Annotated in this window: 17 protein-coding genes and 1 tRNA gene; 11 read left to right on the forward strand and 7 right to left on the reverse strand. The window is 61.7% G+C overall.

Translation table 11 applies throughout. The features are described 5' to 3' along the window. Window positions 1-85 precede the first annotated feature (85 nt). Window positions 86-985 (reverse strand): LysR substrate-binding domain-containing protein, encoded by a 900-nt coding sequence (locus tag ACR0DO_RS16110; protein ID WP_480560237.1) that lies wholly within the window; start codon window positions 983-985, stop codon window positions 86-88. 160 nt (window positions 986-1,145) lie between these two features. Between ACR0DO_RS16110 and ACR0DO_RS16115 the strand changes: the two genes are divergently transcribed. The 3 genes from ACR0DO_RS16115 to ACR0DO_RS16125 are packed head-to-tail and all read left to right on the forward strand — an operon-like array spanning window position 1,146 to window position 5,680. Further along, window positions 1,146-3,338, forward strand: a complete 2,193-nt coding sequence (locus ACR0DO_RS16115; RefSeq protein WP_480560239.1) for a dehydrogenase E1 component subunit alpha/beta — start codon at window positions 1,146-1,148, stop codon at window positions 3,336-3,338. Further along, on the forward strand, window positions 3,335-4,369 hold the full coding sequence (locus ACR0DO_RS16120) for an ACP S-malonyltransferase (RefSeq protein WP_480560241.1): 1,035 nt from the start codon (window positions 3,335-3,337) through the stop codon (window positions 4,367-4,369). Before ACR0DO_RS16115 ends, ACR0DO_RS16120 begins: the two co-directional genes overlap by 4 nt. A gap of 39 nt (window positions 4,370-4,408) precedes the next feature. Next, window positions 4,409-5,680: an NAD(P)/FAD-dependent oxidoreductase gene (locus tag ACR0DO_RS16125; protein WP_480560243.1), complete on the forward strand. Its 1,272-nt coding sequence runs from the start codon at window positions 4,409-4,411 to the stop codon at window positions 5,678-5,680. 10 nt (window positions 5,681-5,690) lie between these two features. Here ACR0DO_RS16125 and ACR0DO_RS16130 read toward each other — a convergent pair whose 3' ends face one another. After that, complete coding sequence (locus tag ACR0DO_RS16130) at window positions 5,691-6,593, reverse strand: LysR family transcriptional regulator (protein WP_480560245.1); 903 nt, start codon at window positions 6,591-6,593, stop codon at window positions 5,691-5,693. 75 nt (window positions 6,594-6,668) lie between these two features. Between ACR0DO_RS16130 and ACR0DO_RS16135 the strand changes: the two genes are divergently transcribed. The 5 genes from ACR0DO_RS16135 to ACR0DO_RS16155 all read left to right on the forward strand — a co-directional run bounded on the left by ACR0DO_RS16135 (window position 6,669) and on the right by ACR0DO_RS16155 (window position 13,846). Beyond that, window positions 6,669-9,881, forward strand: a complete 3,213-nt coding sequence (locus ACR0DO_RS16135; RefSeq protein WP_480560247.1) for a reductive dehalogenase — start codon at window positions 6,669-6,671, stop codon at window positions 9,879-9,881. Window positions 9,882-10,010: 129 nt separating this feature from the next. Next, on the forward strand, window positions 10,011-10,877 hold the full coding sequence (locus ACR0DO_RS16140) for an FAD binding domain-containing protein (protein ID WP_480560249.1): 867 nt from the start codon (window positions 10,011-10,013) through the stop codon (window positions 10,875-10,877). Continuing rightward, complete coding sequence (locus ACR0DO_RS16145) at window positions 10,874-11,353, forward strand: (2Fe-2S)-binding protein (protein ID WP_480560251.1); 480 nt, start codon at window positions 10,874-10,876, stop codon at window positions 11,351-11,353. The genes ACR0DO_RS16140 and ACR0DO_RS16145 overlap by 4 nt, the downstream gene beginning before the upstream one ends. Next, entirely contained in the window at window positions 11,353-13,608 is a 2,256-nt protein-coding gene (locus ACR0DO_RS16150; protein WP_480560253.1) for a xanthine dehydrogenase family protein molybdopterin-binding subunit, read from the forward strand. Before ACR0DO_RS16145 ends, ACR0DO_RS16150 begins: the two co-directional genes overlap by 1 nt. Continuing rightward, a complete protein-coding gene (locus tag ACR0DO_RS16155; protein ID WP_170447620.1) occupies window positions 13,601-13,846 on the forward strand; it encodes a MoaD/ThiS family protein in 246 nt (81 codons plus the stop codon). Before ACR0DO_RS16150 ends, ACR0DO_RS16155 begins: the two co-directional genes overlap by 8 nt. Here ACR0DO_RS16155 and ACR0DO_RS16160 read toward each other — a convergent pair. After that, on the reverse strand, window positions 13,843-14,550 hold the full coding sequence (locus ACR0DO_RS16160; RefSeq protein WP_480560255.1) for a lysophospholipid acyltransferase family protein: 708 nt from the start codon (window positions 14,548-14,550) through the stop codon (window positions 13,843-13,845). The genes ACR0DO_RS16155 and ACR0DO_RS16160 overlap by 4 nt on opposite strands. 143 nt (window positions 14,551-14,693) lie before the next feature. On the opposite strand from ACR0DO_RS16160, the gene ACR0DO_RS16165 reads away from it, so the two are divergent. After that, window positions 14,694-14,769, forward strand: a tRNA-Trp gene (locus ACR0DO_RS16165). A 137-nt stretch (window positions 14,770-14,906) separates the two neighbouring features. Here ACR0DO_RS16165 and ACR0DO_RS16170 read toward each other — a convergent pair. Further along, window positions 14,907-15,833, reverse strand: coding sequence for an alpha/beta fold hydrolase (locus ACR0DO_RS16170; protein ID WP_480560257.1), 927 nt, complete (start codon window positions 15,831-15,833; stop codon window positions 14,907-14,909). A gap of 233 nt (window positions 15,834-16,066) precedes the next feature. Between ACR0DO_RS16170 and lptF the strand changes: the two genes are divergently transcribed. Then, window positions 16,067-17,206, forward strand: coding sequence for an LPS export ABC transporter permease LptF (gene lptF, locus ACR0DO_RS16175; protein WP_170674528.1), 1,140 nt, complete (start codon window positions 16,067-16,069; stop codon window positions 17,204-17,206). Here lptF and ACR0DO_RS16180 read toward each other — a convergent pair. Further along, entirely contained in the window at window positions 17,203-18,030 is an 828-nt protein-coding gene (locus tag ACR0DO_RS16180) for a LysR family transcriptional regulator (protein WP_480560259.1), read from the reverse strand. The two genes, lptF and ACR0DO_RS16180, sit on opposite strands and share 4 nt — an antisense overlap. Before the next feature lie 101 nt (window positions 18,031-18,131). On the opposite strand from ACR0DO_RS16180, the gene ACR0DO_RS16185 reads away from it, so the two are divergent. Beyond that, window positions 18,132-18,722: an HD domain-containing protein gene (locus tag ACR0DO_RS16185; RefSeq protein WP_480560261.1), complete on the forward strand. Its 591-nt coding sequence runs from the start codon at window positions 18,132-18,134 to the stop codon at window positions 18,720-18,722. Here the strand turns inward: ACR0DO_RS16185 and speB are convergent. Together speB and nspC are read right to left on the reverse strand one after the other, a co-directional pair. After that, window positions 18,719-19,561: an agmatinase gene (speB, locus tag ACR0DO_RS16190; protein ID WP_480560263.1), complete on the reverse strand. Its 843-nt coding sequence runs from the start codon at window positions 19,559-19,561 to the stop codon at window positions 18,719-18,721. The two genes, ACR0DO_RS16185 and speB, sit on opposite strands and share 4 nt — an antisense overlap. Next, window positions 19,558-20,727: a carboxynorspermidine decarboxylase gene (nspC, locus tag ACR0DO_RS16195; protein WP_480560265.1), complete on the reverse strand. Its 1,170-nt coding sequence runs from the start codon at window positions 20,725-20,727 to the stop codon at window positions 19,558-19,560. Before nspC ends, speB begins: the two co-directional genes overlap by 4 nt. Window positions 20,728-20,763 lie beyond the last annotated feature (36 nt).

Raw genomic sequence — 20,763 nt, forward strand, 5'->3', positions numbered from 1 at the left:
GCGCGGGCGCAGCCCGCGCCTGCCTGGCCCCCTGCCGTCCGCAGGACGCAAGGCCGTAGGCCGCGCAGGGTCTTTCAATACTGCTTTACAGGTGCGGTGCCTGATCAATCTGCCCTTGCAGCCACCCGCGAAACGATCTGAGCGGTTCGGATTCCGCGCGGGATTGCGGCCAGACAAGATAGAAGTCCCCAAGGCTTACCCCCGGGCCGCGCCAGGCCGGCACCAGCCGACCCGCCGCCAAGTCGGACTCGATCAGGTAGCTGGGCAGCAATGCCACGCCCAGCCCGTGAATCGTTGCCTGCCCCATGGTCGAGAACTGGTCGAACAGCATGCCGCGTATGCCGGTGATCTCATGGCCTTGCGCGGCGAACCATCTTTCCCAGGCGTCGGGGCGCGTCTCGAGGTGCAGCAGGGGTGCATCTGTCAGCCAGCTGATGATCTCGGCGTCATCGGGCAGCAGGTCGGGTGAACACACCGGCAAAACGTCTTCACGCATGATGCGTAAGTAGTTCACACCGGCCCAGTCGCGCTGGCCAAAGTGAATCGCGGCGTCGAAATGTTCGGTGTCGAAATCGAACGGCCGCAGGCGGGTGTTGAGGTTCACCGTGACCTCCGGGTGGCGGCGCGCGAAATCCTGCAGGCGCGGAGCCAGCCAGTGCATGCCGAAAGCGGGCAGGATTGACAGGCTCAGTGATCCTCCGGTGGGGTTTGCTTTCAGTTTCAGGGACGCCTGTGCCAGTTGGTTCAGCGCGGTGCGCGCGACCTGTACGTATTCTTTCGCCGCCGGTGTCAGGTGCAAACGCATCTGGCTGCGCTGGATCAGGTCCACGCCCAGTTGCTCCTCCATCGACTTGAGCTGACGGCTGATCGCGCTTTGCGTCAGGGAAAGCTCGTTGGCTGCGGCCGAGGCGCTGCCAAGGCGGTCGACGGCCTCTAGCGCCAACAAAGAGGGGATCGAGGGCAGGAACCGGCGCGGCGCGATCATATGATGAATCCTCATACCTTTCGAATGGAATATCACTGGCATTTGCCGGGCGCCAGCCCGATACACATACAGGCTTTTCTTTTGGGTGACCGGTCAGGAAACCACGTGCTATCCAAGATGAAATCGCCCACCTGAAGACATGAAGACCGGGGAACAGGCCATGGATCGCGCTCAGATCGTTCACGAAAACTTCCTGACGCGGGTTGCGAAAGGTGACTTTCCCGAGGGCGCGACCCCGCAGTCGGGCCTCAGCAACACCGCCGCTGTTTCGCTGTTCCGCTCTCAGGTTCTGAGCCGCGCGCTGGATCGGACCAGCCGGGCGATGCAGAAGGCAGGGCAGGGGTTCTATACGATCGGTTCATCCGGGCATGAGGGGATGGCAGCGGTTGCCCACGCACTGCGCCCGACCGACATCGCGTTCCTGCATTACCGCGACGCGGCGTTTCAGATCGCCCGGGCCGAGCAGGTGCCCGGCCAGCAGATCGCTTGGGACATGTTGCTCAGCTTTGCGTGTTCGAAAGAAGACCCAACCTCGGGCGGGCGGCACAAGGTGTTGGGGTCAAAGGCGCTGATGATCCCGCCGCAGACCTCGACAATCGCCAGCCATCTGCCCAAGGCCGTTGGTGCGGCCTATAGCCTTGGCGCAGCCCGGCGGCATGACCCTGAACATAGGGAACTGCCCGGGGACGGGATTGCGATGTGTTCCTTCGGGGATGCCTCGGCCAACCATTCCACCGCGCAAGGGGCGATCAACACCGCCGGGTGGACCAGCGTGCAATCCACGCCGCTGCCTCTGCTGTTTGTATGCGAGGACAACGGCATTGGCATCTCGGTGAAAACGCCCAAGGGTTGGATACAGGCGTCGATGGAGCATCGTCCGGGCATAAGGTATTTTCAGGCCAACGGGTTGGACATCTATGAAACCTACGCCGTGGCGCAGGAGGCCGCCGACTATGTGCGCACGCGCCGCAAACCGGCCTTTCTGCACCTGAAAACCGTGCGTCTTTACGGTCATGCGGGGGCGGATGTACCGACCACCTATCTGCCGAAGTCCGAGGTCGAAGCCGATGAAGCCAATGACCCCCTGCTGCACAGCGTGCGCCTGCTGGATCAGGCGGGTGCTTCGTCACCTGCGGAAGCGCTGAAAATCTACGTGGACACCTGCGCCCGCACCGATCGTATCGCGGCCGAGGCGGCAACCCGCCCGCATCTGGGTAATGCCGCCGAGGTGAAGGCCAGTCTGATCCCGCCGAAACGTCCCTGCAAACCCACCAATGGCCCCAGCGCCGAAGTCCGATCCAAAGCCTTTGGCGGGGACATGCGCGCGATGGATGATCCTCAGCCCATGAGCCGCCTGATCAACTGGGCGCTGACCGATCTGATGCTGGAACATGGCGAGGTCGTCTGTATGGGCGAAGACGTGGGCCGCAAGGGCGGCGTCTATGGCGTGACCCAGAAACTGCAACAGCGGTTTGGCCCGGACCGGGTGATCGACACGCTGCTGGATGAACAGTCCATTCTGGGGCTGGCCATCGGCATGGGGCATAACGGGTTTATTCCGATCCCCGAAATCCAGTTCCTCGCCTATCTGCACAATGCCGAAGACCAGATCCGGGGTGAGGCCGCGACGCTACCGTTTTTCTCGAACGGTCAGTTCACCAACCCGATGGTGCTGCGGATTGCCGGGCTGGGCTATCAGAAAGGGTTCGGCGGGCATTTCCACAATGACAACTCTCTGGCTGTGCTGCGGGACATTCCCGGCGTGATCATCGCCTGCCCCTCCACCGGGGCGGACGCAGCGCAGATGCTGCGCGAATGCGTGCGGCTGGCGCGGGAAGAGCAGCGGGTGGTGGTATTTTTGGAACCTATTGCCCTTTACCCGATGCGAGACCTGCAGGACGCGCAGGATGGTGGGTGGATGACGACCTATCCCTCGCCGGATCGGCGGATTGCGCTGGGTGAGGTTGGCGTGCATGGGGATGGCACCGATCTGGCCATCGTGACCTATGGCAACGGACATTACTTGTCTCGGCAGGCCCTGACCGAATTGGAGGCCGCTGGCGTGAAAACCCGGATCATCGACATGCGCTGGCTCGCGCCGCTGCCGGTCGACGCGCTGCGCGAGGCCACCAAACCCTGCACGCATGTTCTGGTCGTGGACGAATGCCGCCGCACCGGCAGCCAGTCCGAGGCGCTGATGACGTTCTTCGCCGAGGAAAGCCCCGATACCCCAACCGCCCGCGTTGTGGCCGAGGATTGTTTCATCGCCACCGGCCCGGCCTATGCCGCTCCGTTGCCGTCGAAAAATGGCATTGTCGCCGCTGCGTTGGCTCTGACCGGAGGCCGCTCATGACCCGCACTGCCGTTGTGATCTGCCCCGGGCGGGGCACCTATAACAAACCCGAGTTGGGCTATCTCCACCGCTATCATGCGCAGCGGATGGACCTGTTTCACAGCTTTGACGCCATCCGCGCCGAGGCGGCGCAGGAGGCCGTCACCGCGCTGGACGGCGCCAGCCGTTATACGGTCAGCAAGTATTCCCGCGGAGATGCGGCCTCACCCCTGATCTATGCGGCCTCGCTGGCAGATGCGCAGGCTATTGCTGAAGACATCGACGTGGTCGCGGTCACCGGCAATTCGATGGGGTGGTACATCGCCCTGGCTGCAGGTGCTGCCCTGTCACCGCAGGACGGGTTCTGCGTGGTGAACACGATGGGCACGCTGATGCAGGACCAATTGATCGGTGGGCAACTGGTCTATCCGTTTGTGGGCGACACTTGGGAAAACGATGCCGCCCAAAAAGCTGACTTGCTGGCCGATGTTGTGCGGATCAACGCGTCTGACGGGTGTGATCTGGCGCTGTCCATTGATCTGGGCGGGATGCTGGTTCTTGCGGGGAATGAGGCAGGCCTCAAGGCGTTCGAGGCTGCGCACCCCACAATACAGGACCGCTTCCCGATGCGGCTTCCCAATCACGCGGCCTTTCACACCGCGTTGCAGGCCCCCGTTGCGGCCGAAGGGCGGACCCGGTTGGGCGCCGAGATGTTTGGCCAGCCAGAACGTCCCCTGATCGACGGGCGCGGTAAAATCTGGTGGCCGGGGGCGACGGATACACAGGCGCTGTGGGATTATACGCTGGGCCATCAGGTGACCGAGACCTATGACTTTACCCGCGCGATCCAGACCGCCGCGCGTGAATTTGCACCTGACCTGTTCATCGTGACAGGTCCGGGCGCGACGCTGGGCGGTGCGGTGGCGCAATCGCTGGTTCTGGCCGACTGGCATGGCATGTCCGACAAGGCCGCGTTTCAGGCACAACAGGACGCGCAGCCTTTCCTGATCGCCATGGGCCGCGACGATCAAAGGGCGCTTGCAACCGGCTGATCCAGCCCCGATGATCCGCGCACATTCAAGGAGCCCTGCGTGAGCGACCACAACCAGCCTCTCTGGCTGAAAACCTGCCCGGAGCATGTGGAAAGCCTGCCTCTGACCGGCGATATGTCCGTTGACATGGCGGTGATCGGTGGCGGCTACACGGGCTGTTCCGCAGCGCTGACGGCGGCGCAGGCCGGGGCGTCGGTCTGCCTGCTGGAGGCGCATGAGATCGGCCATGGCGGTTCGGGCCGCAATGTCGGGCTTGTGAATGCCGGGCTGTGGCTGCCGCCCGACGACATTCGCCAGTACCTTGGGGACGAGGCCGGGGATCGTCTGATCGACCTGCTGGCCGCCGCCCCCGGTGATGTGTTTGATCTGATCGACAAACATGACATCAACTGTGCACCGGTGCGGAACGGAACCCTGCATTGCGCCCATTCGGCCAGGGGACTGCGGGATTTGCAGATCCGGCACGCGCAGCTATCCGCCACGGGTGCTCCGGTTGAGTTAGTGTCTGCTCACCAGACAGCGCAGCGCACCGGCAGCGCCGCGTTCCAGGGCGCTCTGTTCGATCCCCGCGCGGGGACAATCCAGCCGCTTAGCTATGTCCGGGGCCTTGCCCGCGCCGCTGCTCGGGTCGGGGCACGTATTGCGACCCGAAGCCCGGTGCAGTCCATGCAGCACAATGACGGTGTTTGGACGTTGAAAACCGATCAGGGCACGGTGCGTGCGAAATCGGTGATTCAGGCCACCAACGCCTATCATCAGGGGCTGCAGACATCCGCCCCGGAATTTGTGCCGGTCTATTACTTCCAGTTCTCCACCGCGCCGCTGTCGGACAATCTGCGTGCCAGTATTCTGACAGGCGGAGAGGGGTGCTGGGATACCGGCCTGATCATGACCTCGTTCCGCATGGATGCCGAGGGCCGCCTGATCATCGGCGCGATGGGCGATCTGGGGCACGCGGGCCGCGCCGCCCATACCGCCTGGATCAGACGCAAACTGGCCGAGCTGTTCCCGCAATTGGCCGACCAGCCGCTGATCGAGGGGTGGCATGGGCGGATCGCCATGACCTCGGACCATATTCCCAAGATCACCCAGATCGGCCCCAACGCCCTGTCGGTGCATGGGTATTCCGGGCGTGGCATCGGACCGGGCACCGTTTTTGGTCGTCTTGTGGCGGAAAGCCTGCTGCAGGATAACCCATTGCTGCTGCCAGTTCCGGCAGTTGCAGAATACCATGAGAACTGGACGGGCCTGCGGCGCGCTTACTTTGAAATCGGCGCGGCGCTGACCCATTTCGTGAAGGCACGGTTCTGATCGCGGTATCCTAGACCTGCAACGCTGCGGCAACGGCTTCGATCCGATCACGCAGCCAGCGATGAGCCGGATCGTTGGTCGAGCGCTGGTGCCAGACCATGTAGATCGAAACCGGCTCGCACTCGAACGGCAGCGGCGCACAATCCAATGCCGCCAAAGGCCCCTGCTTCATCAGCAGCGTGTCGGTCGAGATCAGATCGCTGCCCTTCACAAAGGACGGGATGGCATTGAAATGCGGCAGGGTCACGGTGGGTGGCCGGATCTGGCTCTGATCCACGCCGCGCATCACGGCCCGAGAGCTGCGCCCGTCGGCAAATCGCACCTCGACATGTTCGGTTTTGCAATAGCTCGGCCAACTGTCCGGAGGCGTGCGCCGCGCAGCATCGTAGAAGATCATCAACGGGCTGATCAGCACGCGTTTCTGAAAGATATCCGGCCCGTCGGGGGGCAGAGGGGTCAGCATCAGTTGGCACCGATCACTGCGCAGCAGGTCCGGATCGGGGACGCCTGACGGAATGAACCCCAGACGCAGCCTGACGCCTTCGGCCCGCAATGTGCGTAACAGCGGCGGAAAAATCAGCTCGCGTGGCATGTCGTTGGTCGCAATCTGGATGCCGATCTCTTCGGCCAGAGGGTCAAATGGACGGTCATCGGTCAGCGCGCGCATCCCGTCCAACACCTGTTGAACCGGCTCTTTCAGGGACAGGGCGCGCTCGGTCGGCGTCAGGCCCTGACCCGAGCGTACGAACAGCGGATCACCCAGCACCTGCCGCAGCTTGGCCAGCGTGTGGCTGATCGCCGATTGGGTCACGCCCAGACGGTCAGCGGCTTTCGAGACCGAGCTTTCCTCGAGGATGATCAGAAAGGTCCGCAGGACCTTGCCGTCCAGATCGGTAAAATCAGTTTTGCTCATACCATCTATGACTAGTCATGAATGGATTTGCGGTCCAGCGCGCATTAGGTGACATTGATCATCAGGAGGCACACGATGGGGATCCGCTTTTTCTCGGACAAGAACCGGCCGGTTCATATGGGCAAATACCCACTGGAGCGGCTGGCGCGGCAGGCGGCCATACCAGACTTGTCCGCGGTGAAGCCGATGCAGACGCTCAGCTTTCATCGCCCGGATCAGCCCGAAAGCATAGTCAACGCAATGGGTGAGTTTCAGGCGATGATGGATGCCATCCGCGATGGGTTCGTGAACCCGGTGGCGTCTCAGATCCCGGCCAATCCGTCACAGCGTGCCAATCACCTCAAGGCGTTTGGCTATTTCAATGATGCCTCGATGATGGGGTGCGGCCCGCTGCCACCCGAAGCGATGCTGCCCGAACCCCGTCGCAATCCCGATATCGACCGTCTGGCCCATGCGCTGAAAACGCGGCAGACCAAGACGCTGGCCTCGGGGATCGATCTGATCATGGCTGACCTGAAGGACAGTATGGAGGCTGCGCCCAAACCGATGGACAGGCATCGCCACGCCATCGTCTTTCTGTACGAACACAACCGCGATCCTGATCCCGGGGAACCCGGTGCAGAGTGGATCGGCGACGCGCAGGATCATCGCGCCTGCCTGCTGGCGACCGAGAATGCGGTGGTGATCGCCAATTATATCCGCCTGCTGGGCTTTGACGCGCGGGCGCATACGGCAATGTCATCCGAGGTCGATCTGGGCAGGCTGGCAGTAGCGGCGGGTCTGGCCTCGGTCGAGGACGGAGACCTCGTCGCCCCGTGGCTGGGCAGGCGGTTCGGTCTGGCCGCCGTGACCACCGAGATGGAGATCGCCCATGACCAGCCCCTGCAACCAATGGCGCAGCAGCCGTGGTTCCGTACTCAGGGACCTGCTTGGTGGCTGGGCGCGGGGTTTGCCAAGAATGCGATGAACCGTGACGCTTACGCCAGACGGCGTTACGTGGACGGGGCGCATCCGTTTGAAAACCTCAAGCGGGTTGAGGAGCCGACCACCTATATCGATGAGGAGAACGTCGCCCGCGTCCCCAAGCGCGCCGACATGTTCGCGCGGGCGCAGTTCGGCGACATGGGCAAGCCCCTGCAGGATGCGGCCAAGGGCGGGTATTATGTGCGCAAGGCCGCCCCCAGTTGCGCGCAACGCCGCGCGCTGGGCGCGTTTGTGTTGCTGCAGGACGGCGACAGCGCCGACGCGACGCCGCCGACCGATGCTGTCCGCAACGCCGCGAGTATCAAGGCGGCGACTTACTTCCTTGGCGTCGATGCGGTGGGCCTCAGCCGGTGCCCGGACTGGGCGTGGTATTCCCATGACGCGACGGGCGAGGAGATCACTCCGACCCACGATCAGGCCATCAGCATGATCATTGATCAGGGCTATGAAACGATGGAGGGCGCCAGCGGCGATGACTGGATCAGCGTCGCCCAGTCGATGCGCGCCTATCTGCGCTTTTCCCTGCTGGGCGGGGTGATCGCGCAGCAGATCCGCAACCTCGGCTACAAGGCCAAGGCGCATACGGTGATGGATGGAGAGGTGCTGCAACCTCCGCTGCTGCTGCTGTCTGGGCTGGGTGAGGTTAGCCGCATCGGCGAGGTCATCCTGAACCCCTATCTCGGCCCACGCCTGAAATCCGGTGCGGTGACGACGGATATGCCGTTGGCACATGACAAGCCGATAGATTTCGGGCTGCAGAGGTTTTGCGAAACCTGCAACAAATGCGCGCGCGAATGCCCGTCGGGGGCGATCACCGCCGGGCCGAAGCTGATGTTCAACGGCTATGAAATCTGGAAGTCCGACAGCCAGAAATGCGCCACCTACCGGGTGACTACTCCGGGTGGCGCAATGTGCGGGCGGTGCATGAAGACCTGTCCGTGGAATCTGGAGGGTATCTTCAAGGAACGCCCGTTCCGCTGGGCCGCGATGAACATCCCCCAGGCCGCGCCTGCTTTGGCCAAGCTGGATGATGCCGTGGGCAATGGCGGGCTGAACGACGTCAAGAAATGGTGGTGGGATATCGAGTTGCAGCCGGATGGGGCCTATCGCCCCTCGGAACACGCCCTGAACCGGCGCGGTCTGCAAACCGATCTGGATCTGAAATACGAGGACCAGACGTTGGCCGTTTACCCCGCCTATCTGGCGCCACACCCCTGGCCCTATCCCTTTGCGATGGACCGCGAGGCCGGGATCGCCGCTTATCAGGCAATGGTCACGGCCGATGAATACAAGGCCCGTAAAGCCGCAGGCGATATGTCTGTGATCCACCGCTATACCATCGCCGGAGACGCGCCGGTGATGCGGGTCGAGCTGACCAAGGTCGACAAGATGACGGCGGATGTAACCAAATACGAATTCTCGACCCTCGATGGCGCACCCCTGCCCGAATGGACCGCCGGGGCGCATCTGGACGTGCTGGTCGCGCCGGAATTCCTGCGGCAGTATTCCATGTCCGGCGACCCTTCGGACCGGGCGATCTATCAGATCGGTGTATTGCGCGAGGATGAAGGGCGCGGCGGGTCGGCCCTGCTACACCGCATCTTCAACGAGGGGCGCAAGGTTTTCATCTCGAAACCGATCAACCATTTCGAACTGGATGAGACGGCGACCAAAACCTTCCTGATGGGCGGCGGCATCGGCATCACGCCGATGATCGCCTTTGCCCACCGTTTGCACGCTTTGGGTAAACCGTTCGAAATGCACTATTCCGCCAGCACTCGCGCAGATGCCGGGTATCTGGACGATCTGGCCACGATGCCCTGGGCGGATCACGTGCACTATCACTTTTCGGACGAAGGCACGCGCGCTGATCTGGACGTGATCCTGTCCGGCTATCAGGTCGGGTGGCATGTCTACACCTGCGGCCCGGACCGCTATATGGACGGCGTCATGCAGGCGGCGGAGCGGCAAGGCTTCCCCGAGGACGCCCGGCACCTTGAGTACTTCTCGGTTCCCGAACAGCCGGAATATGAAAACCATCCGTTCACCCTGAAGCTGATGCGATCGGGCCGTGAGCTGGCGGTTCCTGCAGAAAAAGATGCAGCTCAGGTGTTGAACGAGGCGGGCATTCACGTGGATGTGAAATGCGCGGACGGTATCTGCGGGGTCTGCAAATGCGGTGTGGTTTCCGGCGAAATCGAACATCGCGATTTCGTGCTGTCCAATAAACAACGCGAAAACGCTGTCATCCTGTGCCAAAGCCGCGCGGCGCAGCCGGATGGTGTGATCGAGCTTGACCTCTGAAATAAGGTCGGGAAACGACATCCGGTACCGGAAAAATTGGTCGCTCCTGCCATGGACGCCGGGGGGTTGCTGCACTAACGTCCCCTGCGAACCCCAGTCTACCCTGATCAACAGGTGCGAGGTAACTTCATGGATTATCACAGCCCCGCCAGCTTTGCCGAGGCGTCGGCTCTGGCTGCAAACGCAAAGGGCATCACGCGGTTTCTGGCAGGCGGCACGGATGTTCTGGTGCAACTGCGCTCGGAACTGGTGACGCCCGATACGCTGATCGACATCAAGAAAATTGACGGTGTGCGCGACATCGCCCGCAATGCCGATGGCGGCTGGACGCTGGGCGTCGCCGCCACTGGCGCCGAGATGACTGAACATCCCGATCTGGGCCGCGACTGGCCCGGCGTGGTCGAAGCGATGGACCTGATCGGCTCGACCCAGGTGCAGGGGCGGGCGACGCTGACCGGCAACCTGTGCAATGGCTCTCCGGCGGCGGATTCGGTGCCTGCAATGGTGGCGGCGGGTGTAACCGTAACCGTGACTGGCCCGGACGGAGACCGAGAGGTGGCCGTAGAGAACATCCCCACCGGCCCCGGCAAGACGTCGCTGGCGAAGGGAGAGGTGATTTCGGCTGTCAACATCCCGGCGCGGGGTGAGAATGGCGGCGACGCCTATCTGCGGTTCATTCCGCGGACCGAGATGGACATCGCCGTGGTCGGCGTTGGCGTGAACCTGCGTCTTGAGGGGGATACCATCGCCGAGGCGCGCGTCTCGCTGGGTGCTGTCGCTCCGACCGTTCTGCTGGTTGATGACTGCGCCAAGGCCATCATCGACAGCACGCTGGATGAAGCCGCGCTAGACGCTTTGGCCGCCGCAGCCTCGGCCGCCTGCAACCCGATCGACGACAAACGCGGTACGATCGCATTCCGCACCGAGGTCGCTGGTGTTCTGGCCAAGCGCGCCGCAAAAATCGCCTATGCCCGCGCCAAGGGAGAAGATGTATGAGCAAGTTCCACGTATCCACCACCGTGAACGGTGACGCGGTCGAATACCTGTGCGACCCGCGTGAAACTCTGCTGGACTGCCTGCGCGACAAGCTGAACCTGACCGGCGCGAAAGAGGGCTGCGGCACCGGTGATTGCGGTGCCTGCTCGGTCACTGTGGATGGCCGCCTTGTCTGTTCCTGCCTGATGCTGGGCGTTGAGGCTGACGGCAAGTCCATCGAAACCGTCGAAGGCATCGCTGATGGCGACGTCCTGCATCCGCTGCAGCAGAAGTTCATCGAACACGCCGCCCTTCAGTGCGGTATCTGCACCCCGGGCATTCTGGTGGCGGCCAAGTCGCTGTTGGAAAAGAACCCCAACCCGACCGAGGAGGAAACCCGGTACTGGCTGGCAGGCAACCTCTGCCGCTGCACCGGGTATGACAAGATCATTCGCGCCGTCATGGAAACGGCGGAAGAGCTGCGGGAGGCTTCGTAATGGCACTCGACGATCGCAAATCTGAGTTTACTTTCGTTGGCACCCGCCCGGATCGTCCGGATGGGTTGGACAAGGTCACGGGCCGCGCCAAATTCGGCGCCGATGCCTATGCGCCGGGGATGCTGCACGGGGCGATCCTGCGCTCGCCGCACGCCCATGCGCGGATCGTGAAAATCGACACCTCGAAGGCCGAGGCGCATAAGGATGTCAAAGCCGTCGTGACACGTGCGGACTTTGCCGAAGTGCCGTTCAAGCCTGGTCTGGAAGGTGAGTTCTGGAACGTGCTGGAAAACGTCATGGCCGGGGAAAAGGCGCTGTATGACGGGCATGCGGTGGCTGCCGTTGCCGCCACCTCGGCGCTGGCAGCACGTGACGCGCTGAAACTGATCGAGGTCGAATACGAGGTTCTGCCCCACGTCACCGACGTGGACAAGGCGATGGCGCCCGACGCACCCGTGATCCGCGAAGGTGCTGCGGACTATTCCGTGCCCGAGGGGATGCATCCGAATGTCGTGCGGTACCACGAAAGCGGTCACGGCGATGTTGAGGCAGGCTTTGCCGAGGCCGATCTGGTCATCGAAGACAGCTTTGCCACCGAGGCGACCCATCAGGGTTATATCGAACCGCACGCCTGTCTGGGGATGCTGGGCAATGACGGCAAGGGTGAGCTGTGGTGCACCACCCAAGGCCACTGGATCGCGCAGAAGACTTGCGCAGCTTTGCTGGGGATCGAAACCTCGCAACTGCGCGTCACCGCATCGGAAATCGGTGGTGGCTTCGGCGGCAAGACCACCGTGTTCATCGAACCCGTGGCGCTGGCGCTGAGCCGCAAGGCCAACCGTCCGGTCAAACTTGTCATGAGCCGGTCCGAAGTGTTCCGGGCCACCGGTCCGACCGCCTCGGCGTCGATGGACATCAAGATCGGGATGAAGAAGGACGGTGCCATTACCGCCGCACAGGGCGTCTTCCGCCTGCAGGGTGGGGCGTTTCCCGGTGCGCCGGGTGATTTTACTGCCATGTGCGCCTTTGCGCCGTACAACGTGACCAATGTTAAGCAGATCGGCTATGACGTCATGGCCAACCGCCCGAAACAGGCCGCCTACCGCGCGCCGGGCGCGCCGATGGGGGCCTTTGCGGTTGAATCGGTGATTGATGAGCTGTGCAAGAAGCTTGACCTCGATCCCATCGATGTCCGTCTGAAAAACGCCGCGCATGAAGGCACCAAGGCCAGCTATGGCCCCCGGTACGAGCGCATCGGACTGGTGGAAACGCTTGAGGCCGCCAAGGCCCATCCGCACTACTCGGCTCCGCTGAAACCGGGGCAGGGGCGTGGGATATCCTGCGGGTTCTGGTTCAACCACGGCGGTGAGACCAGCGTTTCGCTGGCCCTGTCCGAGGACGGCTCGGCGCAGCTGATGGTCGGCACGCCGGATATTGGCGGCTCGCGGGCTTCGATGGCGCTGATGGCGGCCGAGGTTCTGGGTATTCCCTATGAGAACATCCGTGTCACCATCGCTGACACGGCAACGCTGGGCTATAACGACGTCAGCCACGGCTCGCGCGTGACCTACGCGTCGGGCCTGGCGACCATCAAGGCGGCAAGACACGCTGTCGAGAAACTGTGCGAACGGGCAGCGGCCAGCTGGGGCATTCCAACCGAAGCCGTAAAATGGGAAAACGGCTGCGCGGTGCCTTCGGGCCCAAATGCAGGTGACTTCGACCCGCGCCCGCTGGCAGACATTACCGCACATATGGGGTCGACCGGTGGTCCGATCTCGGGCCATTTCGAAGCCACGCCCGAAGGCGCAGGCGTGTCCTTTGGCACCCATATCGTCGATGCCGAAGTTGACCCGGAAACCGGCAAGACCAGCGTCACCCGTTATACGGTCATTCAGGATGCCGGTAAGGCAATCCACCCGACCTATGTGGAAGGCCAATTCCAGGGCGGTGCCGCACAGGGCATCGGCTGGGCGCTGAACGAGGAATACATCTATGGCGACGACGGCCGCCTGCAGAACTCGATCTTCCTCGACTATCGCATCCCGGTGGCCAGCGACCTGCCGATGATCGACACGGTGATTGTCGAAGTGCCCAATCCCGGCCACCCGTTTGGTGTGCGCGGTGTGGGCGAAACGGGCATAGTGCCGCCTCTGGCCGCCATTGCCAATGCGGTTTCGCACGCAGCGGGTGTCCGCATGCGGCAACTGCCGATGTCGCCGCCGCGCATCCTTGCGGCGCTCAAGGACAATGGTTGAGGTCCACCTCTGGTCCGGCCTCCGGTCTCTGACCGGGGGCCTGCAGGTGGTCGAGGTTCAGGCCAAAACCACCGGTGAACTGTTGCGGGAATTGGTACGGGTGCACCCGCAGCTGCAGGGGCCGATTGATGCGGGTGTGTCCATTGCCATCGACGGACGCGTGATCGCCAGCGGGTTAACCGAACCGATTCCCGAGGGCAGCGAGGTCTACCTGATGCAGCGTTTGCGGGGCGGTTAAGCCTTGGGCGACCACGGTTCGCGGTCGACCATACGGTCGGCTTCGGCAGTGATATCGTTCATGTGCTGCTCAAGGCTTTGGCGCAGTTCTTCGATCTGTTCTTCCGAGGCTTTGCGCGGCACGGTTTCGGTCCATTCGCGGCACAGAAACACACCCTTGTTGCGCCAGGGCCGGGGCATCAGCAGGCGATCCCATGTGCCCGCCTCGCTGCCATGCTGCGCGGAAAAGGTGATCCCGAATACCCGTTTGCCCGAGGTGCGCGCCCAAACCAGAGGCACCGTCGACAGCACCCGTTCCGGCCCGCGCGGGCCATCCGCGGCGATGCCGATGGAAATCCCCTGCTTCATCTTGCCCAGCACTTCGCGTGACACGGCAACGTTGCTTTTGTGTTTGCTGGCCATGGCAATCGTGTCCATGCCGAACAGCTTTTGCACGCGTCCGACCATACTGCCTGCCCGCGCAGAGGATGTGATCGAACAGATACGCCCCTTGTCCAGTGGGAAGAAATAGGGCGATTGCGCCAGCCGCTGATGCCACAGCACAACGATGACCGGTTCACCCTGTTCGACCAGTTGGTCCAGTTCCTCGTACCCGATGCGCTGCCAGCTTGTGTTGCGGTTGACCATCCGGATATAGCTCGCAATCCGTCGAGCGGCCCAGTTCAGAACGGCTTCGCTGTTGGCGATCTTCTTGCGGATGCTCACGGTTGGGGTCCTTTGTGCTGACCAAATCGTGTCTTATAGAACTCAACGCCGCGCGCAACTTGTTTGTCAGGTGCATTAGTCGCGCGGAATCTGAAAAAGCCTCTTGAGTCCGTCGCGCGGCTGGCATATCTGAGGCGCACCTTAGGGGTATAGCTCAGTTGGTAGAGCGACGGTCTCCAAAACCGTAGGTCGCGGGTTCGAACCCTGCTGCCCCTGCCATTCCAAACAATCTTTTGGACTTAGCTGCGCGCACAGGGGCAGTGGTTTTCCGTGCTGTGTGAACCGGTCCTGCTTTGATGCTGTAATACGCCTAAACTCAGACAGCTTCAGCGGGGCGAGATCACCTTGCTTGTTCGTCAGGCCAGCAAAGCCTGGTCTCCGATGGTTGTGCTGTGTCGGGTCGGCATCGTTTTCGCGTCCTGACCGTCGATCGTCAGGGCAAGGTCCTTGTAGAAAGCCTTGCTGTCGAACCACCACCGATGGGATTTGGTCCTGTTGCGTTTTCCTTTGGGGACATCTCGCTTGTACTGATGGTCGCAAAAGAGGTCCCAATGCCCCTTTGAGGTCAGCTTGGGCATTCCGGCACGACCGATGCGAGGCTTCCCGCCATTCACGATGCCGCTGGAAAGTGCCAGAACCTTGTCCATGCCGCTGTAGTAATTGGTAAAGCGTTTGCTGCGTTTTTTCAGTACAAGATCCCCCCACGCCCCTTTTTCAAACCAGGCCGCCTCTGCATCGCCCGACACGAACATGACCTGATCTGCGGACCAGACCTTTTTGCCCGGTCCCGCGGAATCACCGAAATCGGAAAAGGCCCGCAGCACGACCAAAGCTCCCATCGAATGCGCAACAACGTGAACCTTGGGTCTGGGAGACATTCCCAACAGTGCCAATATACCGTCGCCAACGAAATGGGGGGCGACCGCCTTGGCATCGGCCCGGTCCCGGTCATAGGTGTGCAGTGATCCATCGCTGGGCCAGTCAAACGCGATAACCGCGCCTTTGTGCCCGTTGGACCTGAGGCCGGATTCTATTTTCTCCAAACGATCCAGCATGTCCTTCTGGCTTGTGTTGAAGCCGTGAACATAGATCAAGACGGATGTGTCTCCGCCCTGTTGGCGCACGAGGTCCAGCCATTTCGCCTTTTTGACTATGCTGCCCTTGCGAATGCTGCCATCCGCGTTCTTCTTGGTAATATTGACATATCTCGTTTTTGCCGCTGGCTTCAGGGTGAACTTTTTCTTCTTGGAATTGTACGTGCGGCGGGAAAAAAACAGTGCCATGTCATGAACTCCATTTTGTTTAATGCCTGAATTCTGGCACGAACTGCTGTTTCTGCAAAATTCCCGACCTTGAGGGTCGCGGTTGGGAAAGCCACCAAGCCCCGCGCGGCTGGTTGCGCGGGTGCTGTCAGACAGGTTGTTGTTTCGGTGCGCGCGATCCGGCCAATCCAGGTTTCCTCTGTCACCGGAATGGCATAAGGTCCCGTCCATTACGAACACGCGGATGGGGATACATGTCGCGCTTTGATGGATACTTCCTGCGGCAATTGCTGATTCTGTTCGGCTTTTTCACGCTGGTTCTGGTCGGCGTGTTCTGGATCACCCGATCCGTCAGCCTGTTTGACCGTGTGATCAGCGGTGGCCAATCGGCGATGGTCTTTCTGGAATTCACCGCCCTGACCCTGCCGACGCTGATCCGGACGGTGATGCCGATGGCGGTGTTCGCCGCTGCCGTCTATGCCACCAACCGCCTCAGTCGCGAAAGCGAGATGACGGTGATGTTGGCCACCGGTTCAAGCCCGTGGCGTCTGGCGCGGGCCGTCGTTCTGTTCGGTCTGGTGGCCGGGTTGATGATGGCCGTCATCAGCGTCTTTCTGCGCCCGGCCTCGGTCGAGCAACTTGAGCAGCGTCAGGCCGAGGTTGCCGGTGACGTCACAGCGCAATTGCTGAACGAGGGCGAGTTTCTGCACCCCACCTACGGCGTCACGGTCTATATCGGCGAGATTGATCTGGATGGCACCCTTTCCGAAGTCTTTGTCTCGGACCGGCGCGATCCGGTGAACCCGGTCAGCTATTCGTCAAAGACGGCCTATCTGGTCAACAACGACACCGGTATCCACCTTGTCATGCTGGACGGAATTGCACTGCGTCTGGATCAGCAGGGCCTGACCTTGTCCTCGACCCTGTTCGAGGATGCCTCGTATGACATTTCCCAGCTGACCAACACCAACAATATGGCCAAGCGCAGCCTTGAGGCCATTCCAACGATCGAGCTTATGCGGGACCGCGATGCGATCAGCGCCTCGGAAGAGTTCACCAAAGGCGAGCTGATCGACGAGCTTCACCAGCGGTTTTCCTGGATTGCCATATGCGTCGCCGTGGCCATGGCCGGATATGCGACCCTGATGCTGGGAAGCTTCTCACGCTTTGGTCTGTGGCCTCAGATTCTGGGTGCCTTTACCATTCTGGTTTTGCTCGAGGGCGTGCGCGGCTTTGTTTCGCCTGTTGTGATCGAAGATCCGAACATGTGGGGCTTGCTGTACCTTCCGGCCATCATAGGCATCGCCATTTCGTGCCTGTTCCTGCTGATCGCCGGGCGGCCGTTGATGCGCAGGCGGTACAGGGATGCGCCGGGCGCGCTGTCGCGGGCTTAGACCGCCGCGCGCAGGTCGGTCAGACAGGTCAGGATGTCCGCGCTGGTGGTGCTGCCACGGCGGGTCACCAGATACAGGGGCAGCATCAGGTCGATGGCTCCGGCCACTGGGGTCAACTCACCTGCGGACAGGTGATCCCGTATGACATATTCCGGGAAATACCCGGTCCCGCCCCGCCGCAGAACATAGCGTAGGGCCATCAGGCAATTGCCCAGAAACAGGGTTTGCCCCGCCGCCTGTCGCGCCGCCGAGCGCACGTGATCCTGATACACCTCGCCCAGTTCGAGATTGACGAAGACCGGGTCGCCCGTGTTCGGCGTTTCAACCAGCATCAGGCGTTCGGAGTTCAACTCATGCGCCTGAATGCGCGGGTCGGTCGGCTGTTCATGCGTCAGCGCCGCGTCCAGAACCTGAGTGGCGACCGCGTCTATCATATTCAGGTCATGGTCATAGTTCAGCGTCAGCAGCAGATGCCCAAGGCTCTTTTCGAACCGCACGGCCAGATCTACCAGCAACGGGTCCCAGATGCTCAGCTGCGCACCAAGACGCAGCGTGACCCGGTTCTGCGTTTGCGCGGGCAGATCGTGCGAGGCAAAGGACCACAGCGACAGCATTTGTTCCGCATAGGGCCGGAACTGCCGCCCGAAATCGGTCAGGCTGGTTCCCCCGGCGCCGCGTGTGAACAACGGCTTGCCGGTTTCCTCTTCGAGCAGGCGGATGCGCGCGCTGACGGCCGTCTGGGTCACGTTCAGCTTGCGGGCCGCGGCGTGAAAGCCACCGGTTTCGGCCACGCACAGAAAGGTCTCGATTGCCTTGAGTTGCATGCCGAAAGTATTTTTTCATCGTGGTGATAAAATCAATTCATTTTTTTGATTATTCGATCCGGGCTAATCTGACGCCAACAGATCAGCCAAAGGACCGCACCATGCTGGACAAAAGCCACAAACCCACCTGGACCAGTTTTGAAGAGGCCACCAAGGCCGACTGGGACGCTGTCATGGAATATGAAGAGGCGTATAACGCCGCTCTGCCGGACCGGATTCTGGACGCAATCCGCTCGTTGGACGAGGACTGGACGCCCTATCCTGTCAACCGCTACCAGCACAGCCTTCAGGCCGCGACCCGCGCCTATGAGGATGGCGCGGATGAGGAACTGGTGGTGGCCGCGCTGATCCATGACACCGGCGATATCCTGTCGCCCTACAATCACGGTGAGCTGTCAGCGGCGATGATGAAACCCTATGTCAGCGAAAAGACCTATTGGATTCTCAAGCACCACTGCGTGTTTCAGGGCTATTACTACAACCACCATCTGGGCGGCGACCGCAACGCGCGCGACAAGTACCGCGACAGCCCCTATTGGGAGGACTGCCGCTATTTCTGCCATGAATACGATCAGAAAGCGTTCGACCCGGATTACCCGACCAAGCCGCTGGAGTTCTTCGAACCCATGCTGCGCCGCATCCTGAACAAAGGCGAGGGCCACATGGAATTGAACCAGACCGCCAAGGATTAACAGGCGGCCATCAGGCGATAGACGATCTGAGCTGCTGTAAAGTCCCAGGCGGCATTGCCGTCCGGGGCCAGTTCAACCACGTCGAAGCCCACGCATTTGCGGCCCTTCAGGGCGTGTTCGACCAGCCGCAGCGCCTGATAGTACCCCAGCCCACCGGGCACCGGTGTGCCGGTTGCGGGCATTTGTGACGGGTCGAGCCCATCGACGTCAAAGCTGACATAGACCAACTCGGGGAAATCTTCGGGCAGGTCGACGGCGTGGATGTTGCCGGTGACCAGTTCCTCGGCATCCACGTGGAAGATATGGTTCTTCACACGGCTCTTGGCCTCTTCGATGGAAAAGGCCCGCACGCCGAATTGCGCCAGCTTGATGCCTTCCTCAGCCAGCAGATGCATGACCGAGGCGTGGGAATGTTTTTCACCCTGATAGGCGTCACGCAGGTCGGCATGGGCGTCGATCTGTACGATGCCGATGGGCTGGTTCAGTGCCCGCGCAACCCCCATGACCGCGCCGTAACTCAGCGAATGCTCTCCGCCCAATGTCACCGGTACTTTGCCCGCGCGGACGGCGGCCTCGGTGCGCTGGGCAAGGCGTTCCATGATCTCGGATAGCGACGCGTCACAATCCACAGGCTCTTCGGTGAAGATGCCCTCGACACAGGGCTCAGCGTGGCCAGTGATACGCTCAAGTTCGCTGCTGGCCTCAATGATGGCCTCGGGGCCTTTGGCAGTGCCGGATCCATAAGACACGGTGCGCTCCAGCGGCACCGGGATCACGCGGAACCGGGCGTCTTCGGAGCGCTCTGACGCGGTGAGTTCGCTGTCGAGGAAAATGCTCATGAGAGTCTGTCCTTAAAGTCGTCATAGCCGAACTGCTTGATGATTTTCAGTTCGTCCGTTTCGCTGTTCCACAGGGCGATTGTGGGTAGGGGAACACCGTTGAACGTGTTGGTTTTGACCATCGAATAATGCGCCTGATCGAGGAAGGCGAACCGCTGTCCGATCTCCAGCGGTTTGCCCCACGTGTAATCTCCGATCACGTCGCCCGCCAGACAGGACGGGCCGCCCAGACGGTAGGTGTGGCCTGCCTCGGCCTCGTCCATCAGGGCGGGGCGATAGGGGGCCTCGATCACGTCGGGCATGTGGCAGGTGGCCGAGATATCGGTGATGGCAAGGTTCATGCCATTGGTCGGCAGGTCGAGGATTTCGCCGACCAGAATGCCTGCGTCCAGCGCGACGGCTTCGCCGGGTTCGAGATAGACGTCGATACCGTAAGTCTCGCGGATGGTTTTGATGAAGGTTACCAGCCCGTCGCGGTCGTAGTCGTCACGGGTGATGTGGTGACCGCCACCGAAATTCAGCCATTTGAGCTGGCTCAGGTAAGGTTTGAGTTTCGGTTCGACGGCGTCCCAGGTGCGCTGCAGCGGTTCGAACCCCTGTTCGCAGAGCGTGTGCATGTGAAGACCGTCCACGCCGGTCATAGTCTCAGCGGTCAATTGGCTGACCGGCGTACCCAGGCGCGAGCAGGGTGCGCAGGGATCGTATTTTGGGATCTCACCCTCGGAATGTTCCGGGTTGATGCGCAGGCCGATCTGAACATTTGCGGCTTGGGCCTTGGCAAGGAACCGGTCCTTTTGCGCCGGAGAGTTGAAGATGATGTGGTCGGACAGCGACAGGATATCGTCCATGTCGGCATCTTTGTACCCGGCGCAGAAGGTTGCGACCTCGCCACCGTATTCTTCGCGGCCCAGACGCGCTTCGTAAATGCCGCTGGCGCAGGTGCCGCCGAGGTGCTGGCGGACAAGTGGGGCCAGCGAGAACATGGAGAACGCCTTGAGAGCGCTGAGGACATGTGCACCTGATCGGGTGCCGATGTCAGCAAGGATGGTCAGGTTCCGTTCCACGGCCTTTTCGTCGACCACAAAGCACGGCGTGGGCACACGGCTGAGGTCGAAATCGCGGAAGGCTCCAGCGTCACCGGCTTGGGTGGTCATCATGTCGGACATGTCCGGCGTCTCCGATTGGTGGAGAGGCCGGGGGCG

This window comes from Ruegeria sp. AM9, assembly GCF_056540565.1.